General features: G+C 64.2%; 17 protein-coding genes. 9 read left to right on the forward strand and 8 right to left on the reverse strand.

The genetic code is table 11. The features are described from left to right. Positions 1-107: 107 nt before the first annotated feature. Positions 108-458, reverse strand: coding sequence for a flagellar export protein FliJ (locus NHF53_RS14205; protein WP_112688590.1), 351 nt, complete (start codon positions 456-458; stop codon positions 108-110). A 446-nt stretch (positions 459-904) separates the two neighbouring features. Between NHF53_RS14205 and ctrA the strand changes: the two genes are divergently transcribed. Continuing rightward, positions 905-1,606, forward strand: a complete 702-nt coding sequence (ctrA, locus tag NHF53_RS14210; protein WP_099058674.1) for a response regulator transcription factor CtrA — start codon at positions 905-907, stop codon at positions 1,604-1,606. Between the two features lie 155 nt (positions 1,607-1,761). Here the strand turns inward: ctrA and NHF53_RS14215 are convergent, their stop codons facing one another. Next, the gene (locus NHF53_RS14215; RefSeq protein WP_114361156.1) at positions 1,762-2,124 is read right to left on the reverse strand and encodes a PleD family two-component system response regulator; all 363 of its coding nucleotides are present in this window, start codon (positions 2,122-2,124) and stop codon (positions 1,762-1,764) included. 172 nt (positions 2,125-2,296) lie between these two features. Next, on the reverse strand, positions 2,297-2,947 hold the full coding sequence (gene chpT / locus NHF53_RS14220; protein WP_252834715.1) for a histidine phosphotransferase ChpT: 651 nt from the start codon (positions 2,945-2,947) through the stop codon (positions 2,297-2,299). Between the two features lie 189 nt (positions 2,948-3,136). On the opposite strand from chpT, the gene NHF53_RS14225 reads away from it, so the two are divergent. Continuing rightward, positions 3,137-3,727: a DUF1134 domain-containing protein gene (locus NHF53_RS14225; RefSeq protein WP_252834716.1), complete on the forward strand. Its 591-nt coding sequence runs from the start codon at positions 3,137-3,139 to the stop codon at positions 3,725-3,727. A gap of 141 nt (positions 3,728-3,868) precedes the next feature. Next, positions 3,869-5,059, forward strand: coding sequence for a hypothetical protein (locus tag NHF53_RS14230; protein WP_252834717.1), 1,191 nt, complete (start codon positions 3,869-3,871; stop codon positions 5,057-5,059). A 7-nt stretch (positions 5,060-5,066) separates the two neighbouring features. Here the strand turns inward: NHF53_RS14230 and NHF53_RS14235 are convergent, their stop codons facing one another. Together NHF53_RS14235 and NHF53_RS14240 are read right to left on the reverse strand one after the other, a co-directional pair. Then, complete coding sequence (locus tag NHF53_RS14235; protein ID WP_252834718.1) at positions 5,067-5,900, reverse strand: RNA methyltransferase; 834 nt, start codon at positions 5,898-5,900, stop codon at positions 5,067-5,069. Between the two features lie 10 nt (positions 5,901-5,910). Further along, positions 5,911-6,294 carry a hypothetical protein gene (locus tag NHF53_RS14240; protein ID WP_114361151.1) on the reverse strand — a complete coding sequence of 128 codons (384 nt, stop codon included), beginning with the start codon at positions 6,292-6,294 and terminating at the stop codon, positions 5,911-5,913. Between the two features lie 93 nt (positions 6,295-6,387). Between NHF53_RS14240 and NHF53_RS14245 the strand changes: the two genes are divergently transcribed. The 5 genes from NHF53_RS14245 to rpoH all read left to right on the forward strand — a co-directional run bounded on the left by NHF53_RS14245 (position 6,388) and on the right by rpoH (position 10,116). Then, on the forward strand, positions 6,388-7,413 hold the full coding sequence (locus tag NHF53_RS14245) for an RluA family pseudouridine synthase (RefSeq protein WP_252834719.1): 1,026 nt from the start codon (positions 6,388-6,390) through the stop codon (positions 7,411-7,413). A 107-nt stretch (positions 7,414-7,520) separates the two neighbouring features. Beyond that, entirely contained in the window at positions 7,521-8,348 is an 828-nt protein-coding gene (locus tag NHF53_RS14250; RefSeq protein WP_252834720.1) for an AraC family transcriptional regulator, read from the forward strand. A 109-nt stretch (positions 8,349-8,457) separates the two neighbouring features. Continuing rightward, a complete protein-coding gene (locus NHF53_RS14255; RefSeq protein WP_170141757.1) occupies positions 8,458-8,625 on the forward strand; it encodes a hypothetical protein in 168 nt (55 codons plus the stop codon). Between the two features lie 69 nt (positions 8,626-8,694). Beyond that, entirely contained in the window at positions 8,695-9,024 is a 330-nt protein-coding gene (locus tag NHF53_RS24305; protein ID WP_374591115.1) for a DUF1127 domain-containing protein, read from the forward strand. 189 nt (positions 9,025-9,213) lie between these two features. After that, complete coding sequence (gene rpoH, locus NHF53_RS14265; protein ID WP_252834721.1) at positions 9,214-10,116, forward strand: RNA polymerase sigma factor RpoH; 903 nt, start codon at positions 9,214-9,216, stop codon at positions 10,114-10,116. Positions 10,117-10,260: 144 nt separating this feature from the next. Here the strand turns inward: rpoH and NHF53_RS14270 are convergent, their stop codons facing one another. Then, positions 10,261-12,585, reverse strand: coding sequence for a hypothetical protein (locus NHF53_RS14270; RefSeq protein WP_252834722.1), 2,325 nt, complete (start codon positions 12,583-12,585; stop codon positions 10,261-10,263). A gap of 60 nt (positions 12,586-12,645) precedes the next feature. Then, positions 12,646-13,944: an adenylosuccinate synthase gene (locus NHF53_RS14275; RefSeq protein WP_114361145.1), complete on the reverse strand. Its 1,299-nt coding sequence runs from the start codon at positions 13,942-13,944 to the stop codon at positions 12,646-12,648. A 197-nt stretch (positions 13,945-14,141) separates the two neighbouring features. Between NHF53_RS14275 and NHF53_RS14280 the strand changes: the two genes are divergently transcribed. Then, complete coding sequence (locus NHF53_RS14280) at positions 14,142-15,035, forward strand: DMT family transporter (protein ID WP_252834723.1); 894 nt, start codon at positions 14,142-14,144, stop codon at positions 15,033-15,035. Positions 15,036-15,194: 159 nt separating this feature from the next. On the opposite strand, the gene NHF53_RS14285 is transcribed toward NHF53_RS14280, so the two are convergent. Then, the coding region (locus NHF53_RS14285) for an aldehyde dehydrogenase family protein (RefSeq protein ID WP_252834724.1) at positions 15,195-15,493 on the reverse strand (299 nt) is incomplete at its 5' end.

The following is a 15,493-nucleotide window of genomic DNA, read 5'->3' on the forward strand; positions in this document are numbered from 1 at the left end:
TTGTCATATTGACGCCTTCAGCCGATATCCCGATCCGAAAAAGAAAATGCCGCGACCAGAAGTCGCGGCACTGCGAACTCGTTCAGGAACGCCCCGAAGGCGAATGCCTATGCCCGGGCGCGCATCTGGCTGTCGCGCTCCCCGAGCGCGGCTGCCTTCGCCATTTCGGCCTCGGCCTCCTCCAGCGCCAGTTCGGCTGCGTCCTGCTGGACCTTCAGTTCCCGGATCGAGATCTGGAGATTGTCCGCGCGCTGGCGTGCCGCCTTGGCAAAGGTGGGGTAGGCGAAATGGTTCGGATCGGAAATGCCGGACTTCTTTTCCTCGACGATGATCTGGTTCTCGAGTTCCTTCGCCATGCGATCGAATTCGGACATCATAGTCTGCAGCTGTTGCAATTGCCGACGCTTCTCGGCGACCTGAAATTCCTTCAGGCGCAATAGGCTCTCACGCGACTTCATACGCAATACTCCCGTGATGCGAGACCCCCCGCCACACATGCTCAAAACGAACTGCCCATGCCGCGCGGACGAATCAGTGCCTGCAAAAGTCCGCCGGGGTTAACAAAAAACTACCGCTGGTAACCTTTCGTTTACGGGCATCGTTAATGATAGGGACGATCATTTAAGGGTCGGTAAATGCCAGGGTCTGAAAATGACCTGCGACAATGATGAGTCAAATGAATCGGTTAGCGCGTTTTCCTCGCAAGTTGATTCACTTATGGCGATGCCCGAAATCTGTGAAAAAACAGGAGACTGGTATCTTTGCTTAATAAATTCGATACTCCTTGCCAGAGGGAATCAGAATTTGTTAACCATTTGGTGGCAGCCTTCAAATCAGGCAACGACTGGATCCGTATCGCGTAGGGGGCCAACTCGACCTTTCGGCGGCGGTAAAGGGGATAATTATGCGGGTTCTACTCATTGAAGACGACAGCGCCACAGCGCAGAGCATCGAGTTGATGCTCAAATCCGAAAGCTTCAACGTCTATACCACCGACCTCGGTGAAGAAGGCGTCGATCTCGGTAAGCTCTACGATTACGACATTATTCTGCTCGACCTGAACCTGCCCGACATGTCCGGCTACGAGGTCCTGCGCACACTGCGTCTTTCAAAGGTCAAGACCCCGATCCTCATTCTCTCCGGCATGGCCGGCATCGAAGACAAGGTCCGCGGCCTCGGCTTCGGCGCTGACGACTACATGACCAAGCCGTTCCACAAGGACGAGCTCGTCGCCCGCATTCATGCCATCGTTCGCCGCTCCAAGGGCCACGCCCAGTCGATCATCATCACCGGCGAACTGATCGTGAACCTGGACGCCAAGACCGTCGAAGTCGGCGGCCAGCGCGTGCACCTCACCGGCAAGGAATACCAGATGCTGGAGCTTCTCTCGCTCCGCAAGGGTACGACGCTCACCAAGGAAATGTTCCTGAACCATCTCTATGGCGGCATGGATGAGCCGGAACTGAAGATCATCGACGTCTTCATCTGCAAGCTTCGCAAGAAGCTCGCCAACGCCGCCGGCGGCGCCAACTACATCGAAACGGTCTGGGGCCGCGGCTACGTCCTGCGCGAGCCGGACGGTTCGGAATACATGGAAACGGCCTGACAAGGCCCTCCCGTTCCCGCATTCCTGGAACCTGCCCTTCGGGGCAGGTTTTTTTGTTGCCTGCAATTGCCGCGACTCCCCCACGCTCGAAAGAATTCGTCCGCCGCGGCGGGACCGGGCGGACGGGCAGATGCGCGAATATGTTCCGGGTCAGGTCAGGCGGCGATCGCCTTGCCGGTGAAGATCTGCGTCAGGATCTGGCGGTCGAACGGCTTCAGCAGGAATTCGTTGGCTCCGGCGCGTTTGCCGGCCATCATCGTCTTCAGGTCGGCCTCGATCACGCAGTAGTAGATGAGCACGCTCTTGCCGTCCGGCAGGGCACGGATGTTGGTGATGAGATCGAGCGCGCCGTCGAGGCCCGCATCGACGATGATGATGTTGGGAAGCTCGGTCTCGCAGCGCAGCAACGCATCGCGGGCGGAGGCCGCCTCGAGAACGAGGAAGCCGATCTCCGAGAGGATACGCTTGCCGACCTTGCGGACGATATCCGAACTGTCTGCGATCATCAGACGTTGCATCAGAGACTCCCGTTTTTCCACCCCGAATTGCAGCACTGGGCCAATAGGTAGTTTAACGCGAGACCGCTAAGGAAAGGTTACCGTCCTTTGTCCCGCTGTGGAGCAGGTTCGTCGACGTCCCGCCGAGGCAAGCGCCCCGGCGCGACCACCGATTTGGCAGCGTACTGGCCAATCAGGCAGCCGGCACGAGCTCGGCCGTGAAGACGACTTCCTCGTCCGTCTGGTAGTACTTGATCTCCATGCCGCATTCCTCGGCAAGCAGTACCGTGTAGTAGGGCTGGATCGAATGGGCGTCGATCGCCTCCTCGATGGTGCCGGAGCAGATTTCCGCGAACTTCGCGGGAATGCGCATCATCCGCCCCTTGGCGACAATGCGGAACTTCACCTCGAATTCGGGGTCTTCGAGCGTCACATCGATCGAGCCGCCGCGCGGAATGGCGCCGTAGGCGACGAGGAAGAGGTTGAGGAGAAGCTTGACGCGGTTCTTGGCGATGATCGCCCGCGGGCCGTTCCAGGTGAGTTCGGTCTTCTTCTCTGCGGCAACGAAGTCGCGCGCGGCCTTTTCCGCCTCGCCGGTATCGATCGAGGCGCCCACCGAGCCGGAAGCGCCGAAGGCAAGCCGGGCGAACTTGAGACGCACCGAGGCGTTGAGCGCACTGGTGCGGATGAGTTCCATCGCGTCTTCGTCGGCGCCGCCCTCGTCGAGGAGTTCCAACCCGTTGTTGATCGCTCCGACCGGCGAGATGACATCATGGCAGACGCGGCTGCACAGCAGCGCTGCCAGATCGGGGCCGGCGAGAGTGAGGTTGGCGTTCTTCGGCATCGGTATCTCCTGGAGGCGCGGTCGCCCGTTCAGAACCAGGGCGCCATGAGCATGCGGCCTTCCCGTTCGCACGGGAATCCTCGCGCCATAATGACACCATATTTGGTAAACCGATTATTAAGACGATCACGACTAAATAGTTTTACTCGGCATAGTGATGCACGCGCATCGAAAAGTTTGGAGGAACCCATGCGCCTTGACTTCATCCGCGAGATCGCAGGCCTTCGTGCGCTGATGGCGGCGATCGTCCTTCTTGTCGGCGTGGGCTACCAGGCCGGTTCGGCCGCGGCTGCAGGCGACGAGTACACCGCCCAGGAAATCGTCGACGCCGGCCACAGCTTCTTCGGTGAAACCAGCGGTGCGCTCGCCAAGGTTATCGAGAAGGCCTTTTCCCAATACGGACTGCCGAACGGATATATCCTCGGCCAGGAGGGTTCCGGCGCCTTCATCGCCGGCCTGACCTACGGCGAGGGCATGCTCTACACGAAGAATGCCGGCCAGCACGACGTCTTCTGGCAGGGACCGTCTCTGGGCCTCGACTATGGCGGCAACGGCACGCGCGCGATGATGCTGGTCTACGACCTGCCGAGCATCGACAGCCTCTATGCCCGCTATGGCGGCGTCAGCGGCTCGGCCTACGTCGTCGCCGGCCTCGGCATGACCGTCCTGAAGAACCAGAATGTCGTCCTCGTCCCGATCCGCACCGGCATCGGCGCCCGCCTCGGGGTCAACGTCGGCTATTTGAAGCTCACCCGCCAGCCCACCTGGAACCCCTTCTGAGCAGCCAGACGCGTGGTGCCGGAACGGCGCCCTCCGGTGACTTTCTCGGGCCACTGCCTCCCCGCCGGCTTGTTCTGCGTGGAGCCCCATGTTTAATGACAGACTTGGTGTCCGCAATACCTCAGTCGAGATGGCGCGATCGTGATTGAATATGCACTGCTATTCGGATTGGGCTTCCTCTCGGCAGTTCTCCTGGTGATGCTGATCGCTCCTGCGGTTCACAAGCGGATCGTGCGCTACACAGAGAAGCGGATGAAGGCGACGACACCGCTCAGCCCGCGCGAAGTACGCGCCCAGAAGGACATGGCGCGCGCCGTCTACGCCGCCGAAAATGCGCGGATGTCGCAGGACTTGAAGCGCGAGCGCGACAAGTCGGTCGATCTGAAGCTCAAGAACGAGGCGCTCGCCGCCGAGGCCGGCCGGCTGTCCGCGGAAACCCAGGACCTTCGCACCCAGATCGACGAGATGAGCATCGAGGCCGCGAATTTCCGCGCGGAGATCCGCCGCGCCGAAAGCGAGACGCTGCATCTCCACGCCACGCTGAAGCGCACCGAGGAGGCCGCCGTCGCCAAGGACCTCGAAATCGAACGCCTCGTCGTGCGCATCTCCAGGATGAATCGCGAAGTCGACGACCTGAAGATCGAGAAAAGCGCACGCGACACCGAAATCGAAAACCTCAAGATGCGGGTGCAGACGCTGCGGGCCGAGCGCGACGAGCTGGCGCAGGAGACGAAACTGGCCACCCGCCGCGCCAAGGACGCGGAGATGCGGCTGGCGCAGGAGGAAGACAAGCTCCTGCGGCTCGACGACCGGCTGGCGCGGCTGATGGCCGAGGCGGTCGACAAGGATGCCGTCATCGAGCGCCGCACGAAGGAAATCGCGACGCTGCGGGAGAACCTGAAGGCCGGCAATCGCCAGGTGCGTGCGGCGCTCCGCGCGCTGCGTGCCGCCAATATTTCCGCGCCGGACATCAAGGAGATCGACATTCCCGAGCAAGCCACCGAAGACCCGCTGGTGCTGATGCAGCCGGCGGCCGCGATCGACACCGATCTGCTCGCCGACGAACTGCGCCACCGTCACACGGCGCTGACCGAACGGCTGATGAAGGCGACCTCGCCTGCGAACGACGAGGCGTTGCGGGAAGAGATTGCCGAGATCGCCGCCAAGATGATCGCCCTCACCGCTCGCAAGGAAGGCGCCGGTTCGCCCATCCGCGCGCTCATGTCGAGAGTTCCCGCTCGCAGCCCCGAGGCTCGCAAGTCGCTAGCCGAGCGGGCCGTGGCGTTCGATCCGTCGCTGCCGGCGACGGTCACGCCCACGACGTCCGAATAACGACTTTTCAGAGGATGCGCTTGGCCATCGCCGCACTGTAGAGGGCAATCCCGCTCGCCGTCCCGACATTCAGGCTGTCGAGGTCCGGGGACTGGGCGATGCGGGCGGTGTGGAACCGCGACAGCACGGCGGGCGGCAGCCCCTCGCCTTCCGTCCCCATGACGAGCGCCAGGCGCGGCGATGGTGCGATGTCGCGGATTTCCGTCTCGCCCTTCGGCGAGAGCGCCCAGATCGCAAAGCCTGCTTCGGCGAGTGCCCCGAGCATGTCGAGGATCGAGCCCTCCCGCGCGTAGGGCATTGTGAGCACCGATCCGACCGACACCCGGAGCGCCTTGCGGTAGAGCGGATCGCAACAGGTCTCGTCGAGGATCACCGCACGCGCGCCGAAGGCCGCGGCATTGCGGAACATCGCGCCGATATTGTCGTGATTGGAAATGCCGCAGGCGACGAGCACGAGTGCGTCTTCCGGCAGTGCCCGCAGCAGTTCCTTCAGCGGAGGTGCGGTGTCGCGAACGCCGAGCGCCAGCACGCCGCGATGCAGGTGGAAGCCGGCGATCGCGTCGATCACCGGGGCCTCCGCCTCGTAGATGGGGACGTCGTCCGGGAAGAGCGAAAGGACGTCCGAAAGGCCGGCGGCACGGTTGCGCAGGAGCAGGATCTTTTCCGCCCGGATGGCGCGGCCCGCCCGGTGCGCGGCCGCCAGCATGCGCAGGACGACCGTGCCTTCGGCGACGAACCGGCCTTCGCGTCCCGTGAGATCGCGCTCCCGGATGTGCCGGAACTCCGCGATGCGCGGATCGTCCGGATCGGTGATCTCCGTTCTTTCGCGCGCCTGCGTCATACGGCTGGGATCACTGCCCGGCGACCGTCACGTCCGCGACGACGCGGCCGATCGCGATATCGAAGACGAGCGCCTTGCGCGTGCCGTCGGCCATCTGGCCGAAGAACAGGATCTGGCTGCCCGAAAGCGCGGTCGACTGGACGGTGAAGCCTTGCGGCAGGCTGGCCGTCGCCGTCACCGGCTGGTCGGCCGGAATCGCAAGCGTCGCAGACGCCTGCGGCTCGCGGGTCTCGCTCTTGGTCGCCTTGTAGACAACGGCGCCCAACACGGCCATAAGGCTGACGAACATGATGCCCGCGGAGACCAGTTGCAGACGCACCATCTTTCGGCGGACATTCTCCAGCGCCGGATCGAGCGGTTTTTCTTCCTGTTCTTCTGGCTCGAAATTCGTCATATACGCTTGCCTTTCCTTCGGAGCGACCGGCCATGGCCCGTTCTGATCGAGAGCGAACCGGGCGGAAAACCGCCGTTACGCAGGATCGCAGGGATGAACGACCCCTTTAACCAACCCGAAAGCGCAAGGAAAGAGCTGATTGCCGGCGACGATGCCGAGGGCCGCATTGACGCCTGGCTCGCGGCGCATCTCGAAGGCAGTCTCTCGCGCAGTCGCGTCAAGGCGCTGATCGAGCAGGGCGCGGTCACGCTGAACGGCAATCCGACCACCGAACCGAAACGCAAGATCCACCCCGGTGACCGCCTGGCGATCGTGATGCCGGAGCCGGAAGATCCGGAGCCGAAGGGTGAGGATATCCCCCTCGACGTCGTCTACGAGGACAAGGACCTGATCGTCGTCGTCAAGCCGCCGGGGCTCGTCGTCCATCCGGCGGCGGGGAACTGGACCGGCACGCTCGTCAACGCGCTGATCCACCATTGTGGCGAGAGCCTTTCGGGAATCGGCGGCGTCAAGCGGCCGGGCATCGTCCACCGGCTCGACAAGGATACGTCCGGCGTCATGGTCGTCGCCAAGAACGATCTTTCCCATCGCCGCCTCGCCGACCAGTTCGCCGACCACGGCCGCACCGGTCCGCTGGAACGCGCCTACCAGGCGATCGTCTGGGGCCGGCCGCGGAGCCTGCACGGAACGATCGACGCGCCGCTCGGCCGCGCCGGCGACCGCACCAAGCGCGCCGTCAAGCGCGAGGAGAGCGACGACGCGCGGGAAGCGATCACCCACTACGAGATCCTCGAGCGCTACGGCGAGAAGCCGGACGCCACCTGCATCGCCTCCCTCGTCGAGTGCCGCCTGGAGACCGGACGCACCCACCAGATCCGCGTCCACATGGCCCATATCGGACATCCGCTGGTCGGCGACGTCGACTACGGCGCCGCCTTCCGCACCAAGGCAAACCTGCTGCCCGAACCGGCCCGGACCATCGTCAACCGCTTCCCCCGCCAGGCATTGCACGCCTATCTCCTGCAGTTCGAGCATCCGTCGACCGGCGAGGTCATGCGCTTCGAAGTGCCGTTGCCGAAAGACATGGTCAGGGTGATTGAGGCCCTGCGCGCGATCTGAGCGCTGGTTCCGGACGGCGATTAGGTATCGGTCGATTTTCTCAAGAATCGGGTGGCGGAACGCGAATGTTCGCGTTACGTTCCGATTCCTGAACTGGAGAACCGGCCATGGTCTTCGTGGTAAACCTGCTGCTCGAGACGGGGAGCGTCGCCGTTCGCGACGTGATCTGCGACGGCGCGTGCCGCGAGATGGGTGAAGAAGAACGAGCGTCGCAGACCTGTCTCGTCTTTCCCTACCGGGGTGTCTTCGTTCGGCGAATCGGGGACGAGGACGTCGTCGCCGAGCCGAACCAGGTGCTCCTCTTCAACCGCGACGAGGCCTATCGGGTCAGCCATCCGGTCGCCGGCGGCGATGCCTGCCTGAGCGTTGCGATGCCGGAAGCCCTGCTCGCCGAACTCGTTCCCGACACCCACTGCACGAAGGCGCCGGCCTTCGCCTTTGACAGGCAGAAGCTGCAGATCGACGCGCGCGCCCAAGCCCTCGTCGCCCTGCTGCGCCACGGCCTCGCCACGGGCACCGCCGAGATGCTGGAGGGCGAGACACTGGCACTCACGCTCGTGCGCCGCGCCCTCGGACGGCGCACCGCCAGCGTTTCCTCGTCGAGCTACGGCCGCAGGAAGCTCGCGGACCGGGCGAAGCTCGTGCTCTCCTCGGACCTCGCCCGCCGCTGGACGCTCGGCGAGATCGCCGCGGAAACGGGCGTCTCCCCCGTCTACCTCACCCAGGTGTTCCAGCAGGTCGAGGGCGTGCCGCTCTATCGCTATCAGTTGCGCCTCCGGCTCGCCAAGGCGCTCGACCTTCTGGGGGACTACGACGACCTGACGGCGCTCGGCCTCGAACTCGGCTTTTCCAGCCACAGCCACTTCAGCGCGGCGTTCCGTCAGGCCTATGGCCGCACCCCGGCGGAATTCCAGCGGTTCGTCGGTTTGCGCTGAATCGCCGACGATGTGGAGCGAGGCAGATCGCTAAAGAATCTGACAGCGGCGGACCGGAGCAAGATGCACTCTGGGACCGTCGACAACAGCCGATGCAAAGGAGCGGATAATGAAGAACGACACATGTGCTGCCTGTGACTGCAAACTCGACGATGGACGTATCGCCGTGCGGATCGGCGGCAAGACCGTGGAGGTCTGCTGCCAGGAATGTGCGGACGCCCTGCGGGAAGCCTATCAGGCGATCGGCCGCCAGCCTGCGGCACACATGCAGAACTGAGGCAAACCGAACGACCACTGCTTGACGGCCGGCTCTGACGAGCCGGCCTTTTCTGACAGGAGAACAGTGATGGACAATTTTGATCCGGGGCGGACACGCCCGCGGCAGGATGTGCTCGCCCTTTTACCGCCCGGGCGTGAAGCCTCGACCGATACGGCGACCGACGGCACGGCAGCGGAATGTCCGGTGGACGGTTCCGCGCGAGCAGGATCGTGGCTCGCCGGCGTGGTGGCCTTCTTTCGACGGGTGCGGGAACGGCGGCGCAACAGGAACGCGCTCCTTGGCCTTTCCGACCAGACGTTGAAGGACATCGGCGTATCGCGCGGCCAGATCGACGGCGATTTCGACCGCTATCGCAGGAGGCAGTCTTACGGTCTGGAGCGTCTCACGCGCTTGTGACCCGCGGACCGGTCGAGGTTACCGAATTGTAATGATATAACACGGTAACGATAGCTTGAATCACTGTTTTGCCGTACTTATCTGGCATATGGCTTGGCATGGGCTTCGTCCAGAAGCCATGCCGGCGGTTTGCCTATGGGCTGGGGTTACTCAAGGGGACCGTCGCGACACAAGAAAAGGGGGTGCTTGATGGCCCGCAATACTCTGCCTACCATCGCCGCCGGCGAGGCCGGCCTCAGCCGGTATCTCGACGAAATCCGTAAATTTCCGATGCTTGAGCCGCAGGAAGAGTACATGCTGGCCAAGCGTTATGCCGAGCATGGCGACCGCGATGCGGCCCATAGGCTCGTAACCAGCCACCTGCGTCTCGTCGCCAAGATCGCCATGGGCTATCGCGGCTACGGCCTGCCGATCGGCGAAGTCGTCTCCGAGGGCAATGTCGGCCTGATGCAGGCGGTCAAGAAGTTTGATCCGGAGCGCGGCTTCCGCCTGGCGACCTATGCCATGTGGTGGATCAAGGCGGCGATCCAGGAATACATCCTGCGCTCGTGGTCGCTGGTGAAGATGGGCACGACCGCCAACCAGAAGCGGCTGTTCTTCAACCTTCGCCGCCTCAAGGGCAAGATCCAGGCGATTGAGGAAGGCGATCTGAAACCCGAGCAGGTGACGGAGATCGCCACCAAGCTGAACGTCTCCGAGGACGAGGTCATCTCGATGAACCGCCGCCTCTCCGGTGACGCGTCGCTGAACGCCCCGATCCGTGCCGCCGAGGGCGAATCCGGCCAGTGGCAGGATTGGCTGGTCGACGAGCACGACAGCCAGGAAGATGTCCTCATCGAACAGGACGAGCTCGAAACGCGCCGGCGCATGCTGGCCCGCGCCATGAGCGTCCTCAACGACCGTGAACGGCGAATCTTCGAGGCCCGCCGTCTGGCGGAAGATCCGGTGACGCTCGAGGACCTGTCGGCGGAGTTCGACATCAGCCGCGAGCGCGTCCGCCAGATCGAGGTCCGGGCCTTCGAGAAGGTCCAGGAAGCCGTCCAGAAGGAGGCACTCGAGCGCGCCTCCGCTCTCCGCGTGGTCGAAGCCTGATCCTTGGAATTTCCGGAGCGTGGCCACAATCTGAGCCCTGACGGGCGGGCGGCGTGACAGTCATCTTCGCGGCGGCGTGGTCGCCTCTCCGCCTTTTGCGATACTGGGTTTCGGGCTATCGCCCGAAACCCTTTTTCTTTGTCGTCAGCCGCCGCCGTTGCCGTTGTCGAGCGCGGCCCACTGCTTCATGACCTCGTCGAAGACCGCCACGCCGGCCGTACCCTTGTCGAGGGTCAGCAGCGCCCGGCGACCGTTGCGATAGGTGACCGGGATATCGATCCAGTTGCGGGTGCGCAGCAGGTCGAGGTTACGGGCGACCACGTCCTGGAAGTCGTTGAGCGCGATCAGGTAGCTGTCGTCCGTGATCTTCGCCGAAACGGCCACCAGCGGATCGCCGCGGTCCTGTTCCGTCCGCTTCATCGCGATGCGCTGGACATTGTCGATCGCGCCGCCTTCGAAATCCGCCGGCACCGAGAACACCACCTCGATCAGGTGGCTCGCGGGCAGCGAATTGTCGGCGTTCCGCCTGATGGTGATCAGCGCCGACAGGCCGCGATCGGGTATCGAGAGCTTACCCTGGATCGCCGGATTGGGGCGACCGTTCTCGCTCGTGTCGTTGAGCGCCGTCCACTCGACGGCGCCGGTGATCGCAGTCGGCGAGGTCTGGCCGAGCTTTTCCTCGTAGAGGAAGGCCTTCTCGCCTGCGATCGGCTTGCTCATGTCAACCGGCGGCGTCGTGGTCGCGCCCGGCGCGGTTCCCCCGGCCGTCGCCCCTGCCTCGCCGTCCGGCTGTGTGCCGGCAACGTTCTGTTCGGAGACCGAGCGCCCTTCGCCGCCGGTGTTTGCGCCGGCAGTACCGGCGCCTTCATCGACTTCCGTCCCGTCCGCCATCAGGCGCTGGGTGAACTTCTGCCCGGTCACGGCGCCCTCTTCCGGAGGCATCGGCACCTTGGCATCGGGAGCCTTGGTCTCGGCACCGGCCTCGGGCTTTGTGTCCGCGGCGGGCGGCGTTCCGTTCGCAGCGTTTTCGGCGGGCGGCGTCGTCGGTTCCGTCCCGTCGCCGGCAACCATCGCCGTCAGCGAATTGACGGAGTCACTGACGAAGGTGCTCACCGCGTCGCGGTTCGCCCAGAGTTCGTAGCCGCCGCCGGCAAGCGCCGCCACGACGAGCACGCCGACCGCGATCGGGGCATAGTTGCGCCGCTTGGTCTGTTCGATACGGTACGGCTTGCCTGCGGTCTTCGCCGCCGGAGGAACCGTCCCGGCCGCCTTCGACGCGGTTTCGGACGCCGTCTGGTCGGCCTTCCGGCCTTCGGCGGCTTCGCAGGCCTCGACCGCCGCGCCCGCCGCCGGTGTCGCGACCGCCGCGTACCAGTCCGCGAAATCGTCGAAGTTCTGCGCCTCGCCACCCTTGCTTCCGTCGACGCCGGCCGGCGGCTGATAGGCCGTGGTGTCCCAGTCGAGCAGATCGATGTCGTGCGACGGCGCCTTGCCGGCAGGCGCTTCCGCCGCCGGCGGCTCCACCGGTTGAGGCTGCTCGGCGGCCGGCCAGGGCCCGACGGTCACCTCGGGCATGGCCGAAGCCGGCATTGCAGCAGCAGCCGTTTCCGGCGCTTCGTATTCGTGCGGCTTTTCTTCCTCGCGCGCGGTTTCCGCCCAGTCACCGTAAGTACGGTCGTATTCCGGAATGCTCTCCGACCAGACGGCCGGCGCGACGGCCGACGGCTCTTCGGCTACCGGTTCCTCGACCTCGGGCTCCGCGGTCGTGACGGGCTGCGGGCTTTCCGGCTCGGCAGGGATGGCCGGCTCTGACACGGGTTCCGCCGGCGTTTCCTCGCCTGCATGCAGCCAAGGCTCGCCATGATCCGCTTCCTCCGCCGCAGGCTCGGCGGCGGCGTGTTCGCCTTCCGCGCCCCAGGCGACATGCTCCGGCTCAGCTTCCTCGTAGTGATAGGCGGGCTCGGCGGGCTCCTCGGCCGGATGCTCCACCTCTTCCTCCCGCGCAGCCTCGACCGGATATACCGGATAGCTCGGCGCGGCAGGTTCTTCGTAGGCTTCTTCCTCTGCCTGCTCCTCTACCGGTTCCTCATGGACCGCGTGGACATCATGGGCTGCTTCGGCGGCAGGCTCCTGACGGGCCTCCGGCTCCTCTTCAGGCTCCGGTTCGGGTTCAGGCTCCGGTTCCGCATGGGCGCTGGCGGCCGGCGCGATCCCCAGCTCCTCCTCCAGCAAGGCGGCTTCCGGTTCTTCCGGCAAAGCTTCGATATGCTCGGCTTCGACTTCCTGGATGGCGGCTTCCAGCTTGTCCATCTGGCGGCGCAGCATCTCTTCCGGCGGACGCGGCGACATGTTCTCCAGCTGCCGCGCCACCGCGCTCCGAGCCTTTTCATAGACCTTCGCACGCATCTCCGGTGTGTTGTTCGACAGGCCGTCGACGGCACGCCGGATAACCGAAATGAAATCAGCCATGGGCACTTTCTCTTGGGCGCCGACCCGGGCCGGCGGACAATTCGTTAAAGAATTCCGACATTAATCCTCAAACGGGTCGGTCACAAGTATGGTATCGTCACGTTCGGGACTGGTCGAAAGCAGGGCCACCGGCGCGCCGATCAGCTCTTCGACCTGGCGTACATACTTGATCGCCTGCGCCGGCAGGTCGGCCCACCGGCGCGCGCCGACGGTCGAATCCTTCCAGCCTTCGAGCGTGATGTAGACGGGCTCGACACGGGCCTGGTCGCCCTGGCTTGCCGGCAGATGGTCGATTTCCTTGCCGTCGAGCGTGTAGCCGACGCAGATCTTGATCTCGTCGAGACCGTCGAGGACATCGAGCTTCGTCAAGGCGATGCCGGAGATGCCGTTGGTGGCGACCGACTGGCGCACCAGGGCCGCATCGAACCAGCCACAGCGGCGCTTGCGGCCCGTGACGGTGCCGAATTCATGGCCCTTTTCGCCAAGGAACTGGCCGATCTCGTCGTGAAGCTCGGTCGGGAACGGTCCCTCGCCGACGCGGGTCGTATAAGCCTTGGTGATGCCGAGAATATAGCCGAGCGCGCCCGGCCCCATGCCGGAGCCTGCGGCCGCCTGGCCGGCGACAGTGTTCGACGAGGTCACGAAGGGATAGGTGCCGTGGTCGATGTCGAGCAGCGACCCTTGAGCGCCTTCGAAGAGGATGCGCGAACCCTTGCGACGTTCCTTGTCGAGGTAGCTCCAGACGGTATCCATGAAGGGCAGGATGCGGTCGGCCACATCCGTCAGTTCCTTCATGATCGTCTCGTGGCTGATTTCCGGAACGCCGAAACCGCGACGCAACGCGTTGTGGTGAGTGAGAATGCGGTCGACCTTGCCCGACAACGCTTCGGTGTTCGCGAGATCCATGACGCGGATCGCACGACGACCGACCTTGTCTTCATAGGCCGGGCCGATGCCGCGGCGGGTGGTGCCGATCTTGGTGCCGGAGTTGGAGGCCGCATCTTCGCGCATGCCGTCGAGCTCCCGGTGCAGCGAGAGAATCAGCGTCGCGTTGTCGGCGATCTTCAGGTTTTCCGGCGTAACCTTGACGCCCTGCGCCTCCAGCCTGCCGATTTCAGCGATGAGCGCATGCGGGTCGACGACGACGCCGTTGCCGATGACGGCCATCTTGCCGGGCCGGACGACGCCGGAGGGCAGAAGCGAAAGCTTGTAGCTGACGCCGTCGATCACCAGCGTATGGCCGGCATTGTGTCCGCCCTGGTAACGCACCACGACATCGGCGCGCTCGGAGAGCCAGTCGACAATCTTGCCCTTACCCTCGTCACCCCATTGCGACCCGACCACCACGACGTTCGTCATTTCGAAATCCTGCCTATCTGCGCTGGCTGCGCCCTGTCCAAACCCGCGCATCTATACTGTGTTGCTTTTTTAAAATCGACCTGTTTGTGAAAGGCGATTTGGCTTTTTGCGTGACAATGCCCGTTGGCTCGCCTATCCCGAGGGCCAAATCAACGCACAGCACCACCCATTCCCGTCCCAAGCCGAAGGTAAGCCGCTTGCCTTTTCGATCCTATATTCTGCTCACCGTCTGCACGCTTTTCTGGGGCGGCAACACCATCGTCGGCAAGCTCGCGATCGGCCACATAAGCCCGATGGCGCTCAATCTTTCCCGCTGGGCGATCGCCGCCATCCTGATCTCGGCGATCTCCGTGCCGCAGCTCAGGACCGACTGGCCGGTGCTCCGGCGCAACTGGCTGCTCCTCCTCGCCTACGGCGCCATCGGCTATACCGCGTTCAACGGCTTCCTCTACACCGCCCTGCAATATACGAGCGCGGTCAACGGCGCGATCGAGCAGGGCGGCATCCCTGTTCTGATCTTCGTGCTGAACTTCGCCTTCTTTCGCATACCGGTCTCCTTCGTCCAGATCGTCGGCTTCCTCATCAGCTTCATCGGCGTCGCGCTGACGGCCGGACACGGTGATCTTGCGGCTCTTCTCGCGCTGACCCTCAACTACGGTGACGCCCTGCTGCTGCTGGCGGTGGTCGCCTATGCGATCTACACGGTCGGCCTGCGGTGGAAGCCGCGCGTACACTGGAAGAGCATGATGGCGGGCGCCGCCCTCGGCGCGACCCTGACCGCCTTGCCTCTCGTCTTATGGGAAGCGTCGTCCGGAAACCTGGTCGTGCCCGACCTCACCGGCTGGGCGCTGATCGCCTATGCGGCGCTCTTCCCGTCCCTCATCTCGCAGATCTTCTATATCAAGGGCGTCGAGGGCATCGGCGCCAACCGTGCCGGGCTCTTCATCAACCTCGTGCCGGTTTTCGGCACCCTGCTCTCCGTCACCCTCATCTCCGAGCCGGTACAGCTCTTCCACGTCATCGCCCTCGTCCTCGTGCTCGGCGGGATCGCGATTGCCGAGTGGGGCAAGCCGGCGACGGCAGGCAAGTAAAGATCAGGAAACGAGGGATACAGCAGCTGCGGCCTTGGCCGGTGCCGGCCGCAGATCGACATCGGTGACGACTTCAGGTGGCGGCGGAGCGACGGCCGTCCCGACGAGCGCCGGAAGCCGCCGAAACGGCAAAAGACCGGCAATCTCTGGAACGGGCGCCTATTCCCCGTAGCCGATGACCGCCTTGACCTCGAGGAAGTCGTGAAGGCCCCATTCGCCGTATTCGCGGCCGTTGCCCGACTGCTTGTAGCCGCCGAACGGCGCGTAAGGGTCCCACGCCGGATAGTTGATGTGGACGCAACCGGCTCTCAGCCGCGCGGCCACCTTGCGGGCGTGGCCGATATCCCCCGACTGGACATAGGCGGCGAGCCCGTAGACGGTGTCGTTGGCGATCGCGATCGCCTCTTCCTCGTCCCTGTAGGGCAGGATCGACAGGACCGGTCCGAAGACTTCTTCCC

This window comes from Ciceribacter sp. RN22, from assembly GCF_024054295.1.
In the GTDB taxonomy this organism is placed as follows: domain Bacteria; phylum Pseudomonadota; class Alphaproteobacteria; order Rhizobiales; family Rhizobiaceae; genus Allorhizobium; species Allorhizobium lividum.